The organism is Ruminococcus sp. BSD2780120874_150323_B10, assembly GCF_015553695.1.
GTDB classification, from domain to species: domain Bacteria; phylum Bacillota; class Clostridia; order Oscillospirales; family Acutalibacteraceae; genus Ruminococcoides; species Ruminococcoides intestinale_A.
Genome location: NZ_JADNHD010000001.1, coordinates 171418 through 190705, shown reverse-complemented (window position 1 = coordinate 190705; position 19288 = coordinate 171418). Strand labels below are relative to the sequence as shown.

Annotated in this window: 17 protein-coding genes; 10 read left to right on the top strand and 7 right to left on the bottom strand. The window is 37.3% G+C overall.

Going from position 1 to position 19288, the window contains the following annotated elements; all coding sequences use genetic code 11:
- The first annotated feature begins 89 nt into the window (after positions 1-89).
- Positions 90-1415: an MATE family efflux transporter gene (locus I2E21_RS00940; protein ID WP_195410105.1), complete on the top strand. Its 1326-nt coding sequence runs from the start codon at positions 90-92 to the stop codon at positions 1413-1415.
- 10 nt (positions 1416-1425) lie between these two features.
- Positions 1426-3573: a Tex family protein gene (locus I2E21_RS00935; protein WP_195410104.1), complete on the top strand. Its 2148-nt coding sequence runs from the start codon at positions 1426-1428 to the stop codon at positions 3571-3573.
- A 91-nt stretch (positions 3574-3664) separates the two neighbouring features.
- On the opposite strand, the gene I2E21_RS00930 is transcribed toward I2E21_RS00935, so the two are convergent.
- The gene (locus I2E21_RS00930) at positions 3665-5608 is read right to left on the bottom strand and encodes a leucine-rich repeat protein (RefSeq protein WP_195410103.1); all 1944 of its coding nucleotides are present in this window, start codon (positions 5606-5608) and stop codon (positions 3665-3667) included.
- Positions 5609-5737: 129 nt separating this feature from the next.
- On the opposite strand from I2E21_RS00930, the gene I2E21_RS00925 reads away from it, so the two are divergent.
- Entirely contained in the window at positions 5738-5950 is a 213-nt protein-coding gene (locus I2E21_RS00925) for a helix-turn-helix transcriptional regulator (RefSeq protein WP_186934574.1), read from the top strand.
- 52 nt (positions 5951-6002) lie between these two features.
- On the opposite strand, the gene I2E21_RS00920 is transcribed toward I2E21_RS00925, so the two are convergent.
- From I2E21_RS00920 to I2E21_RS00910, 3 genes are all read right to left on the bottom strand, one after another.
- A complete protein-coding gene (locus tag I2E21_RS00920) occupies positions 6003-7724 on the bottom strand; it encodes a phospho-sugar mutase (RefSeq protein ID WP_195410102.1) in 1722 nt (573 codons plus the stop codon).
- Between the two features lie 220 nt (positions 7725-7944).
- A complete protein-coding gene (locus I2E21_RS00915; protein WP_195410101.1) occupies positions 7945-9102 on the bottom strand; it encodes an acyltransferase family protein in 1158 nt (385 codons plus the stop codon).
- A 72-nt stretch (positions 9103-9174) separates the two neighbouring features.
- Entirely contained in the window at positions 9175-10119 is a 945-nt protein-coding gene (locus tag I2E21_RS00910; RefSeq protein ID WP_195410100.1) for a glycosyltransferase family 2 protein, read from the bottom strand.
- Between the two features lie 236 nt (positions 10120-10355).
- Between I2E21_RS00910 and pfkA the strand changes: the two genes are divergently transcribed.
- The 4 genes from pfkA to I2E21_RS00890 all read left to right on the top strand — a co-directional run bounded on the left by pfkA (position 10356) and on the right by I2E21_RS00890 (position 14152).
- Complete coding sequence (gene pfkA / locus I2E21_RS00905; protein WP_022235384.1) at positions 10356-11324, top strand: 6-phosphofructokinase; 969 nt, start codon at positions 10356-10358, stop codon at positions 11322-11324.
- A 99-nt stretch (positions 11325-11423) separates the two neighbouring features.
- Positions 11424-12908: a hypothetical protein gene (locus I2E21_RS00900; protein ID WP_195410099.1), complete on the top strand. Its 1485-nt coding sequence runs from the start codon at positions 11424-11426 to the stop codon at positions 12906-12908.
- A 4-nt stretch (positions 12909-12912) separates the two neighbouring features.
- Entirely contained in the window at positions 12913-13719 is an 807-nt protein-coding gene (locus tag I2E21_RS00895) for a mechanosensitive ion channel family protein (RefSeq protein ID WP_195410098.1), read from the top strand.
- Between the two features lie 82 nt (positions 13720-13801).
- Positions 13802-14152: a hypothetical protein gene (locus I2E21_RS00890; RefSeq protein WP_195410097.1), complete on the top strand. Its 351-nt coding sequence runs from the start codon at positions 13802-13804 to the stop codon at positions 14150-14152.
- A 122-nt stretch (positions 14153-14274) separates the two neighbouring features.
- On the opposite strand, the gene sigE is transcribed toward I2E21_RS00890, so the two are convergent.
- The 3 genes from sigE to I2E21_RS00875 form a co-directional block, all read right to left on the bottom strand.
- A complete protein-coding gene (gene sigE / locus I2E21_RS00885) occupies positions 14275-14976 on the bottom strand; it encodes an RNA polymerase sporulation sigma factor SigE (protein WP_022235388.1) in 702 nt (233 codons plus the stop codon).
- A gap of 14 nt (positions 14977-14990) precedes the next feature.
- Positions 14991-15788, bottom strand: coding sequence for a sigma-E processing peptidase SpoIIGA (locus I2E21_RS00880; RefSeq protein ID WP_195410096.1), 798 nt, complete (start codon positions 15786-15788; stop codon positions 14991-14993).
- A 214-nt stretch (positions 15789-16002) separates the two neighbouring features.
- Positions 16003-16875: a DegV family protein gene (locus I2E21_RS00875; protein ID WP_022235390.1), complete on the bottom strand. Its 873-nt coding sequence runs from the start codon at positions 16873-16875 to the stop codon at positions 16003-16005.
- Positions 16876-16963: 88 nt separating this feature from the next.
- Between I2E21_RS00875 and I2E21_RS00870 the strand changes: the two genes are divergently transcribed.
- The 3 genes from I2E21_RS00870 (at position 16964) to rpsB (ending at position 19273) form a co-directional block, all read left to right on the top strand.
- Positions 16964-17251, top strand: a complete 288-nt coding sequence (locus I2E21_RS00870; protein ID WP_022235391.1) for a YlmC/YmxH family sporulation protein — start codon at positions 16964-16966, stop codon at positions 17249-17251.
- Positions 17252-17537: 286 nt separating this feature from the next.
- On the top strand, positions 17538-18359 hold the full coding sequence (locus tag I2E21_RS00865) for a hypothetical protein (protein WP_195410095.1): 822 nt from the start codon (positions 17538-17540) through the stop codon (positions 18357-18359).
- Between the two features lie 179 nt (positions 18360-18538).
- Positions 18539-19273: a 30S ribosomal protein S2 gene (rpsB, locus tag I2E21_RS00860; RefSeq protein WP_022235393.1), complete on the top strand. Its 735-nt coding sequence runs from the start codon at positions 18539-18541 to the stop codon at positions 19271-19273.
- The last annotated feature ends 15 nt before the right edge of the window (positions 19274-19288 follow it).

Genomic DNA, 19288 nt, shown 5'->3' with positions numbered 1-19288 from the left:
ATTTTTAATAATTGAAAATGTATTGATTCTGACTTGCCAAAAGCCGATTTTTATCTGACTGTTGGCAAGTTTTTTGTATGGAGGTCATTGTGGATTTATTAAAGGACAGTGTAAAAAATTTATATTTCAGGTATCTTTTTCCATCAATGGGCAGTGCTGTTGTAGCGTCTGTATATTTGATGACTGACGCTGTTGTAATAGGCAAAGGAATTGGCGATAACGCACTTGCGGCGCTCAATATGACAACCCCGATAATCAGCTTTATGCTGTCAATCGGTATATTGTTTGGTATTGGCGGCTCGGTGTTATTCAGTGTACATAAGGGTACGGGTGATGACGAAAAAGCAAATAAATGCTTTACCACAGCTTTGCTCGGTGTTTTGACGGCTGCGATAATTATTTGCGTGTTATTTAATATTTTTGACAAGCAAATACTTTCGCTTATGGGTGCAAAAGACGAACTTTTTGATTTGGCTTTTGATTATGTACGGTTTTATTACTATTTTGCAATTCCGAGTGTGTTGGTCAATTTTTGTTCTGCTTTTGTACGAAGTGATAAAGACCCTAACCGTGCCATGATTGCTGTTACAGCCGGCGGAATTGTCAATGTAGTGTTCGACATTGTTCTTGTTTATCCTGCGCAGATGGGAATGGCAGGTGCGGCTATTGCGTCGGTATCGGGTATTACGGTGCAGTTGTTGGTTTGTCTTACTCATTTTCTTTCAAAGAAAAATACAATCAGAATATCTAAACCGATTAAGGTATTAAAAAATACTTTTCAAATTCTAAAAGGCGGTTTGTCAGGATTTATTACCGAACTTTCAAATGCGATTATTATATTTGTATTTAATTTACAATTGTTAAATTATTGCTCAAATGCGGAGCTTGCCGTGTATGGTGTTCTTGCAAACTGTGCAATACTTTTCAATGCTTTGTTTGTGGGTGTAGGTCAGGCTGTACAGCCTGTTTCGGCATTCAACTTTGGTGCAGGGCAGAACGGCAGAATAGCAAAATTGCGTAAATATGCCTACTCAACAGTGCTTATAATGGGCGTTGTTTTTGCATTATCGGGAATACTTTTCCCTGAATTTGTTGCATCGTGCTTTATCGACCTTACAGATGCAACACGAGAGGTAACTAAAACCGCAATGCCGATTTACTTTATTGCGTTCCTTGCAATGGGTGTAAATGTGCTTTCAACCTACTATTTCCAGTCATTGATGAAAGGCGGTTATTCGCTTGCGGTGTCAATGCTTAGAAATATTATTATAAGTTCGGTTTTGCTTATTACATTGCCTATGCTTTTCGGTGGTTTTGCAATATGGTTTGCAATTCCGATTACCGAGGCAGTTGTTGCGGTTATAAGTTTTATATTGCTAATTAAGAATAATAAAGAAATGAAATCAAAAGTATAATGGAGAAAATATGGACTATTCAAAAGTATTATCACAACAGTTTCAAATTAAAGAAGAGTATGCAAATAACATAATTTCTTTGCTTGATGACGGCAATACAATTCCGTTTATTGCCCGCTATCGTAAAGAAATGCACGGCTCAATGGACGACCAGCTTATTCGTGAATTCAGCGAAAAACTTGAGTATCTGCGTTCTCTTGATAAAAGGAGAGAGGAAATTCGCACCCTTATTGACGGTCAGGAAAAACTTACCGACGAAATAAGTCTTGCGCTTGACAAGGCTGAAACTCTAAGCGAGCTTGAAGATATTTACAGACCTTATCGACCAAAGAGAAAGACAAGAGCCTCTGTGGCTAAGGAAAAAGGACTTGAGCCGCTTGCCGAAATTATCCTTAAGCAGGAGAGCAAATGTGACCCTGTTGCTGTGGCAGAGGAGTATGTTGATGAGGAAAAAGGCGTTGCAAATGTTGAAGACGCATTGCAAGGCGCAATGGATATTATTGCGGAAACGGTTTCGGATAATGCGGAAATCAGAAAGCGCATAAGAAACCTTGCGAATGTGAACGGTGTAATTTCTTCCGTTGCCGTAGATGCAGAAAAGGACAGCGTTTACAGACAGTATTACGACTACAAAGAGCCTGTTAAAAAGATTGCCGACCACCGTTTGCTTGCTGTAAACAGGGGCGAGAAAGAGGGCTTTTTAAAAGTCAGCGTTGAAATGGATACCGAAAGACCGCTTAATTCCATTGCAAAGGTTATGATTACCAATCCTGCCTGTGCGTGTGCAGACATTGTAAAAACCGCTTGCGAGGATGCATACACAAGACTTATTTTCCCGTCTATTGAGCGAGAAATCAGAAATGATTTAACGGAAAATGCCTGCGAAAATTCAATGAAAGTTTTTGGTGTAAATCTTCGTCAGCTGCTTATGCAGCCGCCTGTTAAGGGCAAAACTGTACTCGGACTTGACCCGGGCTACCGTACAGGCTGTAAAGTAGCGGTTGTTGACGGCACGGGAAAGGTACTCGACACAGCGGTAATTTATCCTACACATTCAGAGGCAAAGGTCAGAGAATCAAAGCAAAAACTTTTGCAGCTTATTAAAAAGCACAATGTAGATATTATTTCAATCGGCAACGGCACAGCCAGTAAGGAAACCGAAATGTTTGCGGCAGATGCAATCAAAGAGGCTGACCACCCCGTTTATTATATGGTAGTCAGCGAGGCAGGCGCTTCGGTTTATTCGGCATCAAAACTTGCGGCAAAGGAATTACCGCAGCTTGACCTTACACTCAGAAGTGCGGTTTCCATTGCAAGAAGATTACAAGACCCGCTCGCAGAGCTTGTAAAAATTGAACCAAAGGCAATCGGAGTCGGACAGTATCAGCACGATATGCCGCAGAAAAGACTTGGCGAAACACTTGACGGTGTGGTTGAGGGTTGCGTAAACTCTGTAGGCGCCGACCTTAACACAGCATCTCCTGCATTGCTTTCAAGAATTTCAGGTCTTAACAGTACGGTTTGCAATAATATTGTTGCTTATCGTGAGAAAAACGGTGCGTTTACTTCTCGTGCCGAATTAAAGAAAGTTCCAAAGCTCGGACCAAAGGCTTTTGAGCAGTGCGCAGGATTTTTAAGAGTGCCTGAAAGCAAAAATCCACTCGATAACACAGGTGTTCACCCTGAAAGTTATAAAAGTGCAAAAGAGTTGCTTGCACTTCTTGATTATTCGGATAAAGAAATTAAAGCGGGCAAATTTACCGATTTGGCAAACAGAGTTGCGGCAAAGGGAACTAAAAGCCTTGCCGATACACTTAAAATCGGTTTGCCTACTCTTGACGATATTGTAAAGGAGCTTTCAAAGCCAGGCAGAGATCCCCGTGACGAACTGCCTGCACCAATGCTCCGTTCCGATATTCTCGACATCAAAGACTTAAAGCCTGATATGGTACTCAAGGGAACTGTCAGAAATGTAATTGACTTCGGTGCATTTATCGACATCGGTGTTCATCAGGACGGACTTGTTCATATCTCGCAGATTTGCGATAAGTACATTAAGCACCCGTCGGAGGTTCTCAAGGTTGGCGATGTGGTAGATGTAAAAATCATAAGCGTTGACCCCGAAAAGAACAGAATCAGCCTTACAATGCGCTTCTAAGCATAACAAATAAGCCACTTTATCGTATGATAAGGTGGCTTTAATAATTTGCAAACGGCTGTCAAAACAAGTGACAGCCGTTTAAGTTTGGTTATTTAGTTGTGTTTTGTGCAAGGTAGGTTTGCAGCGCTGTAACATCATTAACAGTCAGTTTACCGTCATTGTTCATATCAATACTGTCAAATAATTGCTTGTTTGTTTCGTCAATAAGCGGTGAACCGTCAGTATTCTTGTTGCCTGCAATATGCATTTGCAGGTATGTAACATCTTTAATATTTACGGTACCGTCTTGGTTAGCGTCACCTGTGAGAATTTGCTCGCCCAACGAAATAAATTCAAAACCGTTTTCCTTTGCATATGTTTCGGCGGCAGTGTTTGAATATCCTGTTATTTTAAAATCTCGTATTGAATTCTCTTCGCCGTATTCATAATCTTCTTCATCAAAAATGTTTCCTTGGTAGCCGAATGCATTTTTACCAATTTCTTTAACTTTTGCAGGTATAGCAACCGTATTTAATTTAGGACAATTATAAAAAGCTCTGTTATTAATGTTAACTTCTTTATTAGGTATAGTTACTTCCTGCAAATTTTGACAATCATTAAAAGCGTATTCTCCTATACTTTCAAGACTTGCAGGCAATTCGATTTTCTGAATAATTGTTGATTGAAAAGCACCTTTACCTATTGATGTTACATTATTTGAAATATTAATGTCTGAAAGATTATAACACGCAGAAAAAGCGTAATCTCCGATATGTTTTATATGATTGTCTATGGATACACTTTTTAGTTGCATACAACGGTAAAAAGTACCTTCTTCAATAGTTGTTATTCCTTTTGGAATATGTATTGTTTCGATACCGGATAAATCAAATGCATATCTACCAATATATTCTACACTTTCCGGAATAGATAAACTTTTTAATGAAATTCCTTGAAATGCACTTTCGTCTATATATTTTAAATTGTCAGGTAAATTTAGTTTACTTAATTTGCAATCGTTAAATGAAACTTTAGCTAATTTTGTTACTGTGCTTGGAACAGTATATATGGTATCTTCTTTTCCAAATGGATAGTAAATTAATTCCGTTTTATTTTTATTAAATAATACTCCGTTCTCAGACGAAAAATTTTTATTTGCCTTTGATACTGTTATACTCTTTAGTTTACCATCAATACTAAAGTTTAATAAGGCACAATCACCTATTATCTCGACACTTGCAGGAATTGTTATGCTTTCTAAATTTTCAATTCCACGAAGAGCACTGTCGGCTACAAGTCTTGTACCATCTTTTATAGTAAAATTACCATTTATTTCATTATCGGCGCCAATTAAGCAATTACTGATATAGTATCCGTTATTTACCTTTGAACAAACAGAGAAATCAAAAGCATCTCTGCCAATACTTTTTACACTTGTTGGTATTGAAACATTTTTTAAGTTACTCCATAAATAGAAAGCATTTTCTTTTATGGTCGTTACACCGTCAGGTATAACAATGTTGTTTAAATTACTTGCTCCCATAAAAGCAGTAGATTCAATAATTTTAACACCGTCAGGTATTATATAAGATGTAGCGGAGTTTTCTTTTGGATAAGCAAAAAGTACAGTTTTATCTTTACTGAATAAAACTCCGTTTATAGAGGTATAATTTGAATTGTTTTTGTCAACCTCTATTTTATTAAAGCCACTAAGTTTAAATGCGTTGGGTTTTATATCTGTTATGCTTGCAGGAATATTTAAACTTCCCATACCTGTTTGAACAAACGCACCTTTACCAATAGTTGTAACAGTCAGACCGTTAATTTTTGCCGGAATTGTAATATTTTCTTCTTCACCGATATATCTTGAAATGCAGATTGTATTATCATCAAGCACCTTATATTGATAATTGCCACTTGTTAAAGTTGAATTTACCGACACAACAGCCGTATCATTTCCGACTGTAGCCGCACTTACAGGCAAAATTGAAAATGAACTTGACAATATAAGTGCCGACAGCAGAATTGCTGCAAATTTCTTTGTTTTTCTCATTAATTATACCACTCCTTATGGAAAAAATAATTGTAACAACTGTCAATTGTTTATTTATATTTTAAGACTATTTGTCCTAAATGTCAATAGGTTATAATGTCCTATTTTATAATTGAATCGGTGATAAAAGTGAAACTAAGAATTAAGGACTTGCGTGAAGATCATGACCTAACGCAAAAGCAGATTGCAAATGTACTTATGTGCGACCAATCGTTATATTCAAAATACGAAAGGGGAGAGCGTGAAATTCCGTTGTCCCTGCTTATTGTGCTTGCCGATTTCTATAAAACAAGTCTTGATTATCTTACCTGTCGCACCAATAATCCCAAAATCTTAAAATGAACAGCAAAAGCGGTATCGAAAAATGATACCGCTGAATTTTTATGCTATATTATTACTCAATACCGAGGAGCTTTTTAGATGCGTCTACAAGACTGTCTTTAATGCTTTCTGCATCGTTGAAGTCTTTTCCGACTGCTGTGATATAAGCCTTAATCTTTGGCTCTGTACCGCTCGGACGGATAATAACGCCGTTGTCGCCCTCAAGACTAAATGAAATTACATTTGAAGTCGGGAGGTCAATAGCAGTCTTTTCACCTGTTACTGTGTCAAGCTCATACTTAAGGAGATAGTCGGAAACCTTAACAACCTTTTTGCCGTCAATTTCAGTAGGAATATTCTCTCTGATTTCAGCCATAATGTTGTTCATTTTTTCCATACCTGCCGCACCGTCAAATTCAAATGCAGATGTATGGTTGAGGTAGTAGCCGTACTCCTCATAAAGTGAGTCAATAACCTGTGCAAGTGACTTGCCATGTTTCTTATAGAAAGCAGCCATTTCACAAACAAGCATTGATGCAACTACTGCGTCCTTATCACGAACATAAGTACCTGCAAGGTAGCCGTAGCTCTCTTCAAAGCCGAACACATATCTGTCCTCTTCGCCTTTCTTTTCAAGGTTGAGGATAACTTCACCGATGTACTTAAAACCTGTAAGAACATTTTTAAGTTCACAGCCGTACTTTTCACAAAGCTTGTTGATAAGTTTTGTTGTAACGATTGTCTTAACCAAAACAGGTTTTTCGGGAAGTGTGCCGTTTGCCTTGCGTGAAGAAAGAATATAGTCTGTAAGCATAATGCCGTCTTCATTACCTGAAATAAGGCGGTAGCTGCCGTCGTAATCTTTAACCGCAATACCTACACGGTCTGCGTCAGGGTCTGTTGCAAGAAGAAGGTCAGGCTGTACTTTTTCGCAAAGTTCAATACCTTTTTGGAGAGCCTCTTTGATTTCAGGGTTCGGGTATGGGCAAGTTGTAAAGTTACCGTCCGGGAGCTCCTGCTCTGGGACTACTGTAATTTCCTCAACGCCGATTTCCTTAAGAACTTTTCTTACAAGCTTGTTGCCTGTGCCGTTGAGTGGGGTATAAACTACCTTTAAGCCTGCACCCTCGCAAACGCCCGGGTTTATCTGCTGTTCCATAACTTTTTCAAGGTAGCTGTCATAAACATCATCGGAAACATATTCAATAAGACCGCTCTTAACAGCCTCGTCAAGGTCAGCAATCTTTACATCTTTAAACATATCAAGTTTGCAGATTTCGTCATATACAATACCTGCGGCAACATCTGTCATCTGACAACCGTCTTCGCCGTATGCCTTGTAACCGTTGTACTTAGCAGGGTTGTGGCTTGCTGTAACCATAATACCTGCCTGACACTTGAAGTAACGAACAAGGTATGAAAGTACAGGTGTAGGCTGTAATTCAGATGTGATGTAAACCTTAATGCCGTTGCCTGCAAGAACTCTTGCAGCCTCAAGCATAAAGAGGTCGGCCTTGATTCTGCTGTCATGAGAAATTGCAACAGAACCCTTACCGTACTTCTGGATAATGTAGTTTGCAAGTCCCTGTGTAGCCTGACGAACAACATAGATGTTCATTCTGTTAGTACCTGCACCGATTACACCTCTAAGACCTGCTGTACCAAAGGTGAGAGCCTTGTAAAAGCGATCATAGATCTCGTCCTCGTTGCCCTTTATGCTCTCAAGCTCAGCAATAAGGTCAGCGTCTTCGGTAGCGCTTTCTAACCATTCGTTGTAAAGTTTCATAAAATCCATAAATAACCCCCGAGATATACTTTCACAGCACAAATATTGTGTGTAAAAATGGTATAAATTTATTTATTTTAAAAATTTTCACTATTTAGTATAGCATAATTGCAATGGAAATTCAAGTATATTATTAATGCCCGACTATTTTTTGAAAAGTCGGGCATTAATTGTTAAAAATTTATTTGCTGATAAAAATTAATTGAGAAAATCTGCAAAAATTTGTCGATTAATGTTTAAACTGCTTTGGCTCGTCAATATGCTTTTTGCTAAATTTTTCCTTGCATAAATTGCATATTTTTTTGTAACAGAATTCTATGCCTGCGGCTATCAGATTTATTATGCCTGAGCTTATCAAAGCGCTGACAAACACGCATAAAATCATAAGCGGCATAAACGGAAATCTCGCATAAAAATCGGTTGTGTTTTTATTTAAAAATTCATAGTAGTAAATTGCATCGAAAATAAACGACAGCAGGTAAGTGCCGAGCACCAAATCCGAAATTTTCCAAAGTACAAATTTTGTTTTTACATTAATATTTTCGAGTTTGAGCTTGCTTATTATCAAGAAAATCAGAACAGACATTACATACGGTTCAATACCGTACCAATACACATAGTTTGAAGTTGAAAACGGCATGCCGTAGCATCTGTAAAAATTGAAAGTGCCAAATCCGAAAACGGCAACCACAAGAGCAATTATAAGGTAAATGTTTTTAATTTTTGTGCCGTACTCACGAATGTAGCATCCTGTAAAATAGTAGGTGATAGGATAAATGCCAACCCACCAGCTCGGTATCAGCTTTTGTGTTTCTGTATTTGATGCAGGATTTGCCCACCACTCCAAGGAGTCAAATCTAAACTCATTGAAAAGTGACGGCAAAATGGTAATAGCAATTAATGTGATAAGCAAAATATTCTTTTGCTTGCGGCTGTCAAGATTTTTGTAAATAATATTAAGAAACGGAACAAGCAAAAACAAGCCTATATACATTTCTATGTACCACGAGTAGTTAGCGCCTGTAAAATCTAAAATACCTGTAAAAAAGGTAAGCGGAGTAAGTGTGTAACTTCCGACAATGGATTTATAAATCATACAGGCAATCGCCACAAGAATGTAGACTATTATGGTTTTTCTTATGCCCGAATAGTAACCCTTTTTCAGCGTTTTGTTGCACAAAAGGAAACCCGACAAAATCATAAACAGCGGTACGCAAACAGAACACAATGTGCGCAGAACAGTTGCAAAATACATTACCGCATTATCGTTTGTTGTGTAATAGTAGCCCGAATGGTAAAAGAAATGAATACCGATTACACAAAGCACTGCTATAATTCTAAGAATATCCATATTAGGATTTCTTACTTTTAATTTTTCAAGATTCATTGCTACCCTCTCATTAAATGCCTTTCGCAAATTACGAAAGACATTGACTGTAAATTTAATATAAGTTTTAGTTTAGTCCTCAAGAAATTCCTCAACGATAAATCTCGGACGCCTTTTGACTTCTAAATAAATTTTTCCGATATACTCGCCGATAATACCGATTGCAAGAATTTGAAGTCCGCCGATAGCCCAGATAGAACACAAAATACTTGCCCAGCCGCTAACCGCAAAGCCCATAAAGTAGCTTACAAGGCTGTAAATAATCATAATAATGCTTATGGCAAATACAATTGTGCCAAGACCCGTTATCATTCTTATTGGCTGAATACTTAGAGAAGTAATGCCCTCCCAAGCAAGAGCAAGCATTTTTTTAAGTGGATATTTGCTTTCACCCGCAAGTCTTTCAAAACGCTCGTATGTAACTATATCCGACTTATAGCCGATAAGCGGTACCATACCTCTTAAAAAGATGTTTGTTTCTTTATATTCTGCAAAAGCGTTCAGAGCTCTTTTGCTCATAAGTCTGAAATCGGCATGGTTAAAAATAACTTTTGCACCCATTTTATTAAGGATTTTGTAAAACGCCTCGGCTGTAAATCTCTTGAAAAATGTGTCGGTTTCACGCTTTGAACGCACACCGTAAACAACATCGCAGCCGTTTTCGTATTTTTCAACCATTTCGTCAAATGTGTTGATGTCATCCTGTAAGTCTGCGTCAATTGAAATAACAGCGTCTGCCTTGTCTTTTAATGTAATAAGACCGCAGAGCAGAGCATTTTGATGTCCTCTGTTGCGTGTGAGTTTGATTCCCTGAAATACAGGATTTTCTTTGTGAAGGTCGCTGATAATACTCCAGGTTTTGTCTTTTGAGCCGTCATCTATAAATACAATTTTACTGTCATCGGTAATTTTGCCTTCAAGCATCATTTTACTGAACTTGTCAGAGAGCTTTTGCGCCGAATCTCTTAGTACTTCTTCTTCGTTGTAGCAGGGAATGGCAAGATATAATTTTGTCATATATGATATGCCTCCAAAAATAAATAATATGAAGAATTATCCATCAAATTAATAATACTATTATATAACTTATATAATTTAAAGTCAATAACGCACAAAACCAAGAAAATGTATCTTTACTGATGTAAAAATGCCGCAAAAAAGAAAATTTTAATAAAATAGTAAATTTAGTCTTGTAAAGGGTGAAATATTGTATTATAATTAAGAAGTAAAAAACCTTATGGAGGTATAATCAAATGGCTCAGAAATCAATAGCAGTATTAACAAGTGGCGGTGACGCTCCCGGTATGAATGCCGCTGTAAGAGCAGTAGTTCGTGCAGGTATAAATAAAGGAATGAGAGTTTACGGTGTTTACCGTGGATACAACGGATTACTTAACGGCGATGTTCAGGAAATGAATCTTCGCAGTGTATCTGATATAATCGGTTTTGGCGGTACAATGCTTTACACAGCAAGAAGTGAAGAGTTTGCTACTCCTGCAGGTATTAAGAAAGCAGCGGATTTTTGCAGAAGCATTGATGTATCGGGCGTTGTTGTAATCGGCGGTGACGGTTCTTTCAAGGGTGCTCGTGCTCTTACCAATGCAGGTATTAACTGTATCGGTATTCCTGGTACTATTGATAATGATATTGCTTGTTCGGAATATACAGTAGGCTTTGACACAGCAATGAATACAGCACTTCAGATGGTAGACCGTATTCGTGATACAGCACAGTCACATGACCGTTGTTCAATCGTAGAGGTTATGGGCAGACGCTGCGGTGATATTGCTTTGCAGACAGGTATCGCAACAGGTGCTACGGCTATTCTTGTTCCTGAAATTCCTTACAACATTGAAAGAGATGTTATTCAGAGAATTGTCAACACTCAGAAAACAGGTAAGAAACACTTTATCATTGTTGTTGCCGAGGGTGTAGGTAAGGTTGCTGAGCTTGCTAATTATATAGAAAACAGACTCGGTATTGAAACTCGTGCCACAATTCTCGGTCATGTTCAGCGTGGCGGTTCACCTACACTTCGTGACAGAGTTGTTGCAAGTGAGATGGGATTCAGAGCAGTAGAGTTGCTTGAGAAGAATCTCGGTAACCGTGTAGTAGCAATGAAAGACGGCAAAATCATTGATCTCGACATCAATGAGGCTCTTGATATGCAGCGTGTATTTGATGAAGATCTTTACAAGATTGCTATGACAATTTCTATCTGATAATTTATTCGGATTAATTTAATCGGTATTTAAAATGTCGGGGCGGACTATGTTCGCCCTGACTTTGTATTCTTATTTATTTGAAAGGATTTTCGCCTTATGATAACCTCTCAACAGGAATTGACAAGGGATTTGATTTTTTATTCTGTTTGTGTGTCGGATTTTGAAAAACTTGACTTTAAAAATGACGCACTTGCAGGAGTTCGTGCAAATTATTTTAATTCAAATCATCGTCCGCAAGCAGATGATACGGATATTTCTTTGGACGATGTTTCGTACAAGCTCTCTTACAAAATGAGTAAAAATCAGCCTTTATCTTGGAAAGTAACGAAAAACCTCCGCCCATATCAATCTGTAAAGCGTGAAACAGGCGGAATTTACTGTGTGAGATATTATACAGAAAATGCAACAGTCTATAAAAAGCAATTTTTTGACAGTTCGCATTTATGGATAAGGACGGAATATTTTGACAAAAGCATAGAGGGAGAAAGACTTTGTACTGTTTCTCCTAAAAAAATTGACGGTGTTATCGCAATTGAAAAAATACTTTTCAGCAATAACCATATGGTCGCCGGTGTTACTCTTTTTCCGTCAGACAAAAATCCCGAGAATAACAGCGCCGCACTTGTGTATTCAAATAACGGAATGATTTGGTATGACAGTGCGTTTGCTCCCGCTTCTTTGAATAAAGTCAATGCAAATTATAAGACGAAACACGCTAAACTTATGCTTGATGCAGATAAATTTTTGTTTGATTACAAGCCTGAAAATCCTATAGATTTATCATTGCTTGAATATCTTGACGATACATTTACAGAACCAAAGTCACAGGTTACGGCTTATGACAGAATTGAGAAAATTCTTGAGGAGGCACATAAGAAAAATAAAAATCTGTTCGGTCAGGTTATTGAACATTCGGGTGTCGAAGTAGCAGATGAAGAAACCGATGCTCTCGCACAAACCGATGAAAGCGTTGAAGAAAAAGTTACCGAAAATCACGATGATGAAGTTATCGAACAGGCTGAAAAGTTTGAAAAATCCGACGAAACGGAAAGTAAAGACGATAATAATTTACAAAATACCGTTGTTGAGGAAGGTGATGTTACAATTGCAGAAGAAGAAAGAAAATCTGACGCAGTGGTAAGCACCACTTCGGGCAATTATGAGTATTTTGGTGCGGTTGATGAAAACGGTTTGCGTACAGGCAGAGGAAGAACCGTATCTCCAAGCGGAATTACAGCGTATGACGGTGAATATGCACAAGGTAAGCGTGACGGCTTTGGTGTATTTTACTATAAAAACGGTGATATTAACTATGTCGGCGATTGGAAAGAGAATCAACGCAGCGGCGCAGGTGTAGGATACAGAACTTCTGACGGAACAATGCATATAGGTAAATGGGAGAATAATTCTCCGACAAACTACGGCGCAAGGTTTAATAAAGACGGTACATTTATTGATGTTGCCGATTATGCAAACGGAGTTAAAAACGGAAAATGCATTTCTTTAGACGAGAACGGCAATTTCTATATTTCAATATGGGAAAACGGAAAGAAAATTTCAGAACATATTATTGAATGGTGATAAAATGGGTGATTTTGATTTTATTTCTGCACTAAATTCTTTTAATGAAAAATATTTGCCGAAAATTCTTATTTTTCTGCTTGTATTTGTTGTAGGCAGTTTAATTGTAAAATTACTGTTAAAGCTAATCAGAAAAATTATTGATAAAAGTAAGATTGAGCGTACTGTTATTACATTTTTCTTTTCTATATTAAAAATAGTTTTATATTTGATTGTTGTTATGACAGCGCTCTCTACAATCGGAGTTAATGTTTCTTCAATCATAACTACATTTGCCGCTGCGGCAATTACTGCCGGTCTTGCATTGCAGGAATCACTGGGAAATGTGGCGAGTGGCGTGGTAATTCTTATAAGTAAACCTTTTGTTGCAGGAGATATTCTTGAATTTGAGGGCATAAAAGGATATGTTAGAAGTATTCGTGTTTTTTCAACTCAAATTCATACTTTTGACAATAAAATTGTAAATATTCCAAATTCAAGACTTACCGCAAACAATGTAACAAACTGTACAGGTCAGACAAACCGCAGAATTAATTTGTCATATACTGTAGGCTATGATGATGACATTGACCTTGTTCGTAAGATAATTCTTGACCTTGCAAAGTCAGATGAAAGGGTTTTAAAAGATCCCGAACCAAAGGTATATGTTGATAAATATCTTGACAGCGGTATTCAAATTGTTGCTTGGGTGTGGGTAGAACCCGATGATTATTACGGTGTTTATTATATGATGCAGGAAAATGTACTAAAAGAATTTAAAAAGAACGGAGTAACAATTCCGTATCCGCATATTCAGCTTGTTAAAGAATAAAAATTCATAAAATCAAAACTATTGCTAAAAATAATAGTGCCTTCATTTGAGGACACTATTTTTATTTATTAAGGATGGTTTTATGAAAAAAATAATTGCTGCATTGCTTGCAACCATTGCATTTGCTACGGCACTTACAGGTTGCGGCGGTAATAAGAATAATTCTAAAAATGAAACTTCTACACATAGTTCCGCAACTTCCGAGAATTCCAAAAACGAAGACTCTAAATCAGACGATAAAAACAAAGTCGAGAGTAAAGCCGATTCTATGACAGATGATGCCGAGCGTAACGGCAGAGTTCGTGACGGTGACGGAATTATCGGAAATGAAGAATACGAAAATCGTGACGACGGTTTAACAGACGGTGTTGAAGATTATGTAGAGGGCAGAATGGAAAACGGCTCTACACTTGCTGATGATGCGATTTTTTAATGAAAAACGGGCGTTTTTAAGCGCCCGTTTCATCTTATGGATTATTTATTGAAAAATGAAGAATTATAGTTTAGTGTATAGCTTAATTAAAAATTAAAAATTTAGGTTAAGCTATATAGTCATTATACAGCTTTTTCAAGTTCATGCTTAAGCCTGCGAATAATCTTTTTTTCTAATCGAGAAATATAGGATTGTGATATACCGAGTTTGTCGGCAACCTGTTTTTGTGTATGTTCTTTTCTGCCGTTAAGACCGAATCGCAATTCCATAATCAAACATTCTCTTTGATTAAGTTTTGATACCGCTTGCAGTACAAGCCTTTTTTCAAGTTCATTTTCAATATCTTTATTTACAAGGTCAGGGTCACTTCCTAAAATATCACATAATAACAGTTCGTTGCCGTCCCAATCTGTATTTAACGGTTCATCAATAGATACTTCGTTTTTCAATTGAGAGGATTTTCGCAGAAACATCAGTATTTCATTTTCAATACAGCGTGAAGCATATGTAGCAAGTTTTATGTTTTTTTCAGGTGAAAATGTTTTTACCGCTTTTATAAGCCCTATAGTTCCTATTGAAATCAAATCCTCTGCGCTTGCGCTCGGCGAATCGTATTTCTTGGCAATATATACAACAAGTCTTAAGTTATGGGTAATCAATTCTTCTCTGGCACTGTTGTCACCGTCTGTTATTCTTTGCATTATTTCGGCTTCTTCTGATTTTGTAAGAGGCGGAGGCAGAGTTTCACTTCCGTTAATATAAAATACTTCATCGTCAAAATTAAAAAATAATCTTATTTTTCTTAGAATCTGCATAATGTTCATTGCAATTTCTCCTGTCAGTTATTGATAAGTTCACTTGGTATTATTGCCTTTATATCATCTTTAAAGATGTTTTCGCAAATTCCTATATAAACCGAATTATCCGCTTCCTTTCCGTCAATAATAATGTTGTCGGCACAAAAGCCTTGCAGTATTCCGCTGCCGCCAAGGCTTGTGAACGGAATTAATCTGACCTTTGTTTTGTCGGGAACAAAATCATTAAACACCTCTTTTTCGGCTACGATCACGCTCTTGCCCGAAAACGGCTCTTTTACATTGCAGCCTGTATCAAGTTTTGCGTTAAATATATAGCACCTGTCATTTATTTTTATTTCTATATTATGAATATCTGACTTGTAAACGCTTTTCGTCAGTTTTTTTATAAGTAAAAGAATATAATAGCATACGAGGGTAAGAATTATCAGCAAAACAGGGGAGATGTCAAAGTAAATTACATCATTGTATATTCCCATACCTTTTGGTTTAAAAGCGAGGTATATAAAAATCATAAGTCCGCCAAAAGAAAATGAAAGTGCAAAGAAAATAAGTACCCGCTTTATGTATGTTTTAATTTTGCATTTTCCAAAGGTAATAAAAATTATTAACATAGCGACCGCCAAATCGGTGAGAATATTTAATCCAAACGGCAGTACAGGGAGCAGAGCGGTGAGACTGAAAAGTCCGCCGACAATACTTCCTATTATTACTCTGAAATATTTTATATTTGAACCGATGATTTTCTTTGTCAGCATAAGTAAAAAATAATCTATAAATATGTTTACCGTGATTAGAACATCAATGTAAATATTATTCATAAAAAGCCCCTTTACTATTATTACATACATTCAAAATAATAAATGTCAAATTGTGTATAGGAGGTAAAATATGATTGTCGGTATAATTATAGGTGTATTTATAGGAGGCATTATCGGAGTAAGCGTAATGTGTCTGCTGTATTATCATAATTGAAGAAAATAAAAACGGCTGAGTCTTCGCTTTGAAAACTCAGCCGTATATTTTGCCTGAATATTAAGATTTTAAATTTCTTGTGCCGAGGAAAAGAATAGCAAGCATACCTGAACCTACATGAGAACCGATAACCGGACCTATATCGCAGATAATTGATTTTTTGCACATACCCTTGATTCTTTTTTGAAGTTCAAGAGCACCTTCTTTGTTGTCTGCATGACCTATAAATACAGTCTGCTCTTTCGGGTTTTCAGCGTCACGCTCAAAATGCGAAACAAGAGAATTATACACATTGCTTGCGCCTCTTACTTTACCTACATTAATAAGATGACCTCCTTCATCTACACTTATAAGAGGTTTAATCTGCAAAGCCTTACCGAATGTAGCCGCAACGGCGGAAATTCTGCCGCCTCTCTTAAGATGGTCGAGGTCTTCAACAATGAACCAGTGACAAACCTTGAGTTTAATATCATTTATATACTGTTCAAGCTCTTCGATTGAAACACCTTCTGTGTACTTCTGACCTGCAAGGTAAATAAGCAGGCCAAGTCCGACAGAGTCGCACATAGAATCAATAATAACAATTTTTCTGTCAGAATATTTTTCCTGCAAATCTTTTACAGCCATAAGACAAGTGTTATAAGTTCCGCTAAGACCTGTACAGATACCTGTATAAAGTATATCCTTTCCGGCTTTTAAATACGGTTCAAAATAATTTATAAAATTATTGTAGTTAATTTGGGTCGTTTTTGAGTCAATACCGCTTTTGAGCTTAGAATAAAAGTCATCAAGACTCATCATTCTTGCATCTGCATAGTGGAGGTAAGACTTGTCCTCCATAGTAAATTCCATTGGCAGAATTTCAACATTAATCTCCTTGGCAATTTCAGCAGAAAGGTCACAGGAGGAATCGGTCATAAAAATATAATCCATAAAAACATCTCCTTTGTAGTGTACATTTGTCATATAAGTTTATTCTATCAAATATATATATAAAAGTCAATGAATGGAGGCTTTTTTTATGAATTGCAGACTTACAGATATAAGACATAAGGAAGTAATAAGTGCGTGTGACGGCTGCAGAATAGGTTTTGTGGATGATGTTATAGTAGATACCAAGTGTGCAAAAATAGTGTCGCTTGTTATATTCGGCAGGAGCAGTTTTCTGGGCTTTATAGGTAAATGTGAGGATTATATAATTCCGTGGGAGAAAATTGAACTTATAGGTGAAGATACAATTATCATATCCTGTTCCATGCCGAATCCCGTAAAAAGGTGCAAAAAGCCAAGATTTAAAGAGAAATTTTAAAAAAATTGATTTTCTACCTATTTTGCACAATCCACTAAGAAGTATTCGCTAATTTATGCAAATTAAACAATTATTTGTGCTTATGAGAAAATTAAAATTTGATTGTTACAACAATATAACAAAAGTAACAAAAAATAACAGGGCTGAAAATTTGCATTTTTCAAAAAAATGTGGTTTAATAACAACGAATTGTGTGTTTGATAAAATTTTAACGACTAAAGGAAGTCGCATAAAACACAGCCGAATATTGGTTTTGAATTATGCTAATCACAGGGAGGATAAATTTTTGAGAACAAATAATAAACATACAGAAAATGGCAAAAAACAGGTTACTGCAAAAAAGACAAGCAGAGCACTTAAACCTATTTCTTTTATAAGTGCTATAATACTGGCATCTGCTTGCCTGCTTATTCCTACCACAACACTTGCGCCAAGTGTTGATGCTTATGCTGACAGCAGAGCGGCTGCATACTCCGTTGGCGGTATTGATACTTTCTCACAGTCAATTGCTGAAAACTGTGCGGAAACAGTACCTACGGACACTGCTGACAAAAAAGCAGAGGAAACCACAGCGGCAACCAAATCGACAGAAAAGGCTACCAAGCCTACAACAGCTCCCGCAAAGGAGAACAAAACGGAAACTAAGGCAACTACTAAGCCTGTTGAAGAAAAAGAAGAAGAAACACAGCCTACAGAGAGTGTACAGACTTATCTTGTAAATATTGATAATCCTGACACATCTTATTCTCCGAGCAGGGTAACTCTTTCTGATTATGACAGAGCAAAACTCGAGCGCCTTGTAATGGGTGAGGCAGGTACTATGGGTTATGAGGGATGTGCTCTCGTTGCCCAATCAATCAGAGATGCTATGAACCTTTCCGGTAATACATCTATTGATTACATTATAGATGAATATAAGTACTATGCCCCGACAAACATTGAGCCAAACTCAGATGTTAAAGCAGCGGTTTCTTATATTTTTGACAACAACGGTTCGGCTGTTCAGCACAGAATCATCTGTTTCTACACAGGTGAAAGTAAATGGCACGAAACACAGAATTTCATTATCAGCTGCGGTAATGTAAGGTTTTTTGATCTGGCAGTCTGATACATACAATATGCAAAAAAATCAAGTGTTATTTCAAAAAAACACTTGATTTTTTTGCATTTTATGGTATAATAATATAGCATTTCGCACGTTGGGCTTGTCGGAACGGTGGCAAATTGCTCTTAACCCGATAAAAATCAAGGCCCGGCGGAGGTTTTAACCTAAGGAGGATATTTAAAATGGCAGTAGTTTCAATGAAACAGCTCTTAGAAGCAGGTGTACACTTTGGTCACCAGACAAGAAGATGGAACCCTAAGATGGCTGAATACATCTTCACAGAGCGTAACGGTATTTACATTATTGACCTTCAGAAGAGCGTTAAGAAGCTCGAAGAGGCTTACAACTTTGTTCGTGAGCTTTCAGCAGAAGGCAAGAGCGTACTCTTTGTAGGTACAAAGAAGCAGGCTCAGGATTCAGTTAAAGAAGAGGCTCTCCGTGCAGGCGCTTACTATGTAAACGCAAGATGGCTCGGCGGTATGCTCACAAACTTTGCTACAATCCGCAGAAGAATTGCTCGTTTAAAGCAGCTCCGCACAATGCAGGAGGACGGTACATTTGATCTTCTTCCTAAGAAGGAAGTTATCAAGCTTAACCTTGAGATCGAAAAGCTTGAGAAGTTTATGGGCGGTATTAAGGATATGACTTCAATGCCGGGTGCACTCTTTATTGTTGACCCAAGAAAAGAGAGAATCGCCGTTGCTGAAGCTAAGAAACTCAACATTCCGATTGTTGCTATTGTTGATACAAACTGTGACCCTGATGAAATCGACTATGTTATCCCAGGTAACGATGACGCTATCCGTGCAGTAAAGCTTATTGCAGGTGCTATGGCTGACGCTATCATTGAGGGTAAAGAAGGTCAGATGGGTGCAGCTGCTGTTGAAGAAGAAACAGCAGAAGAGGCAGCTGAATAATTTTATTTATCTTAT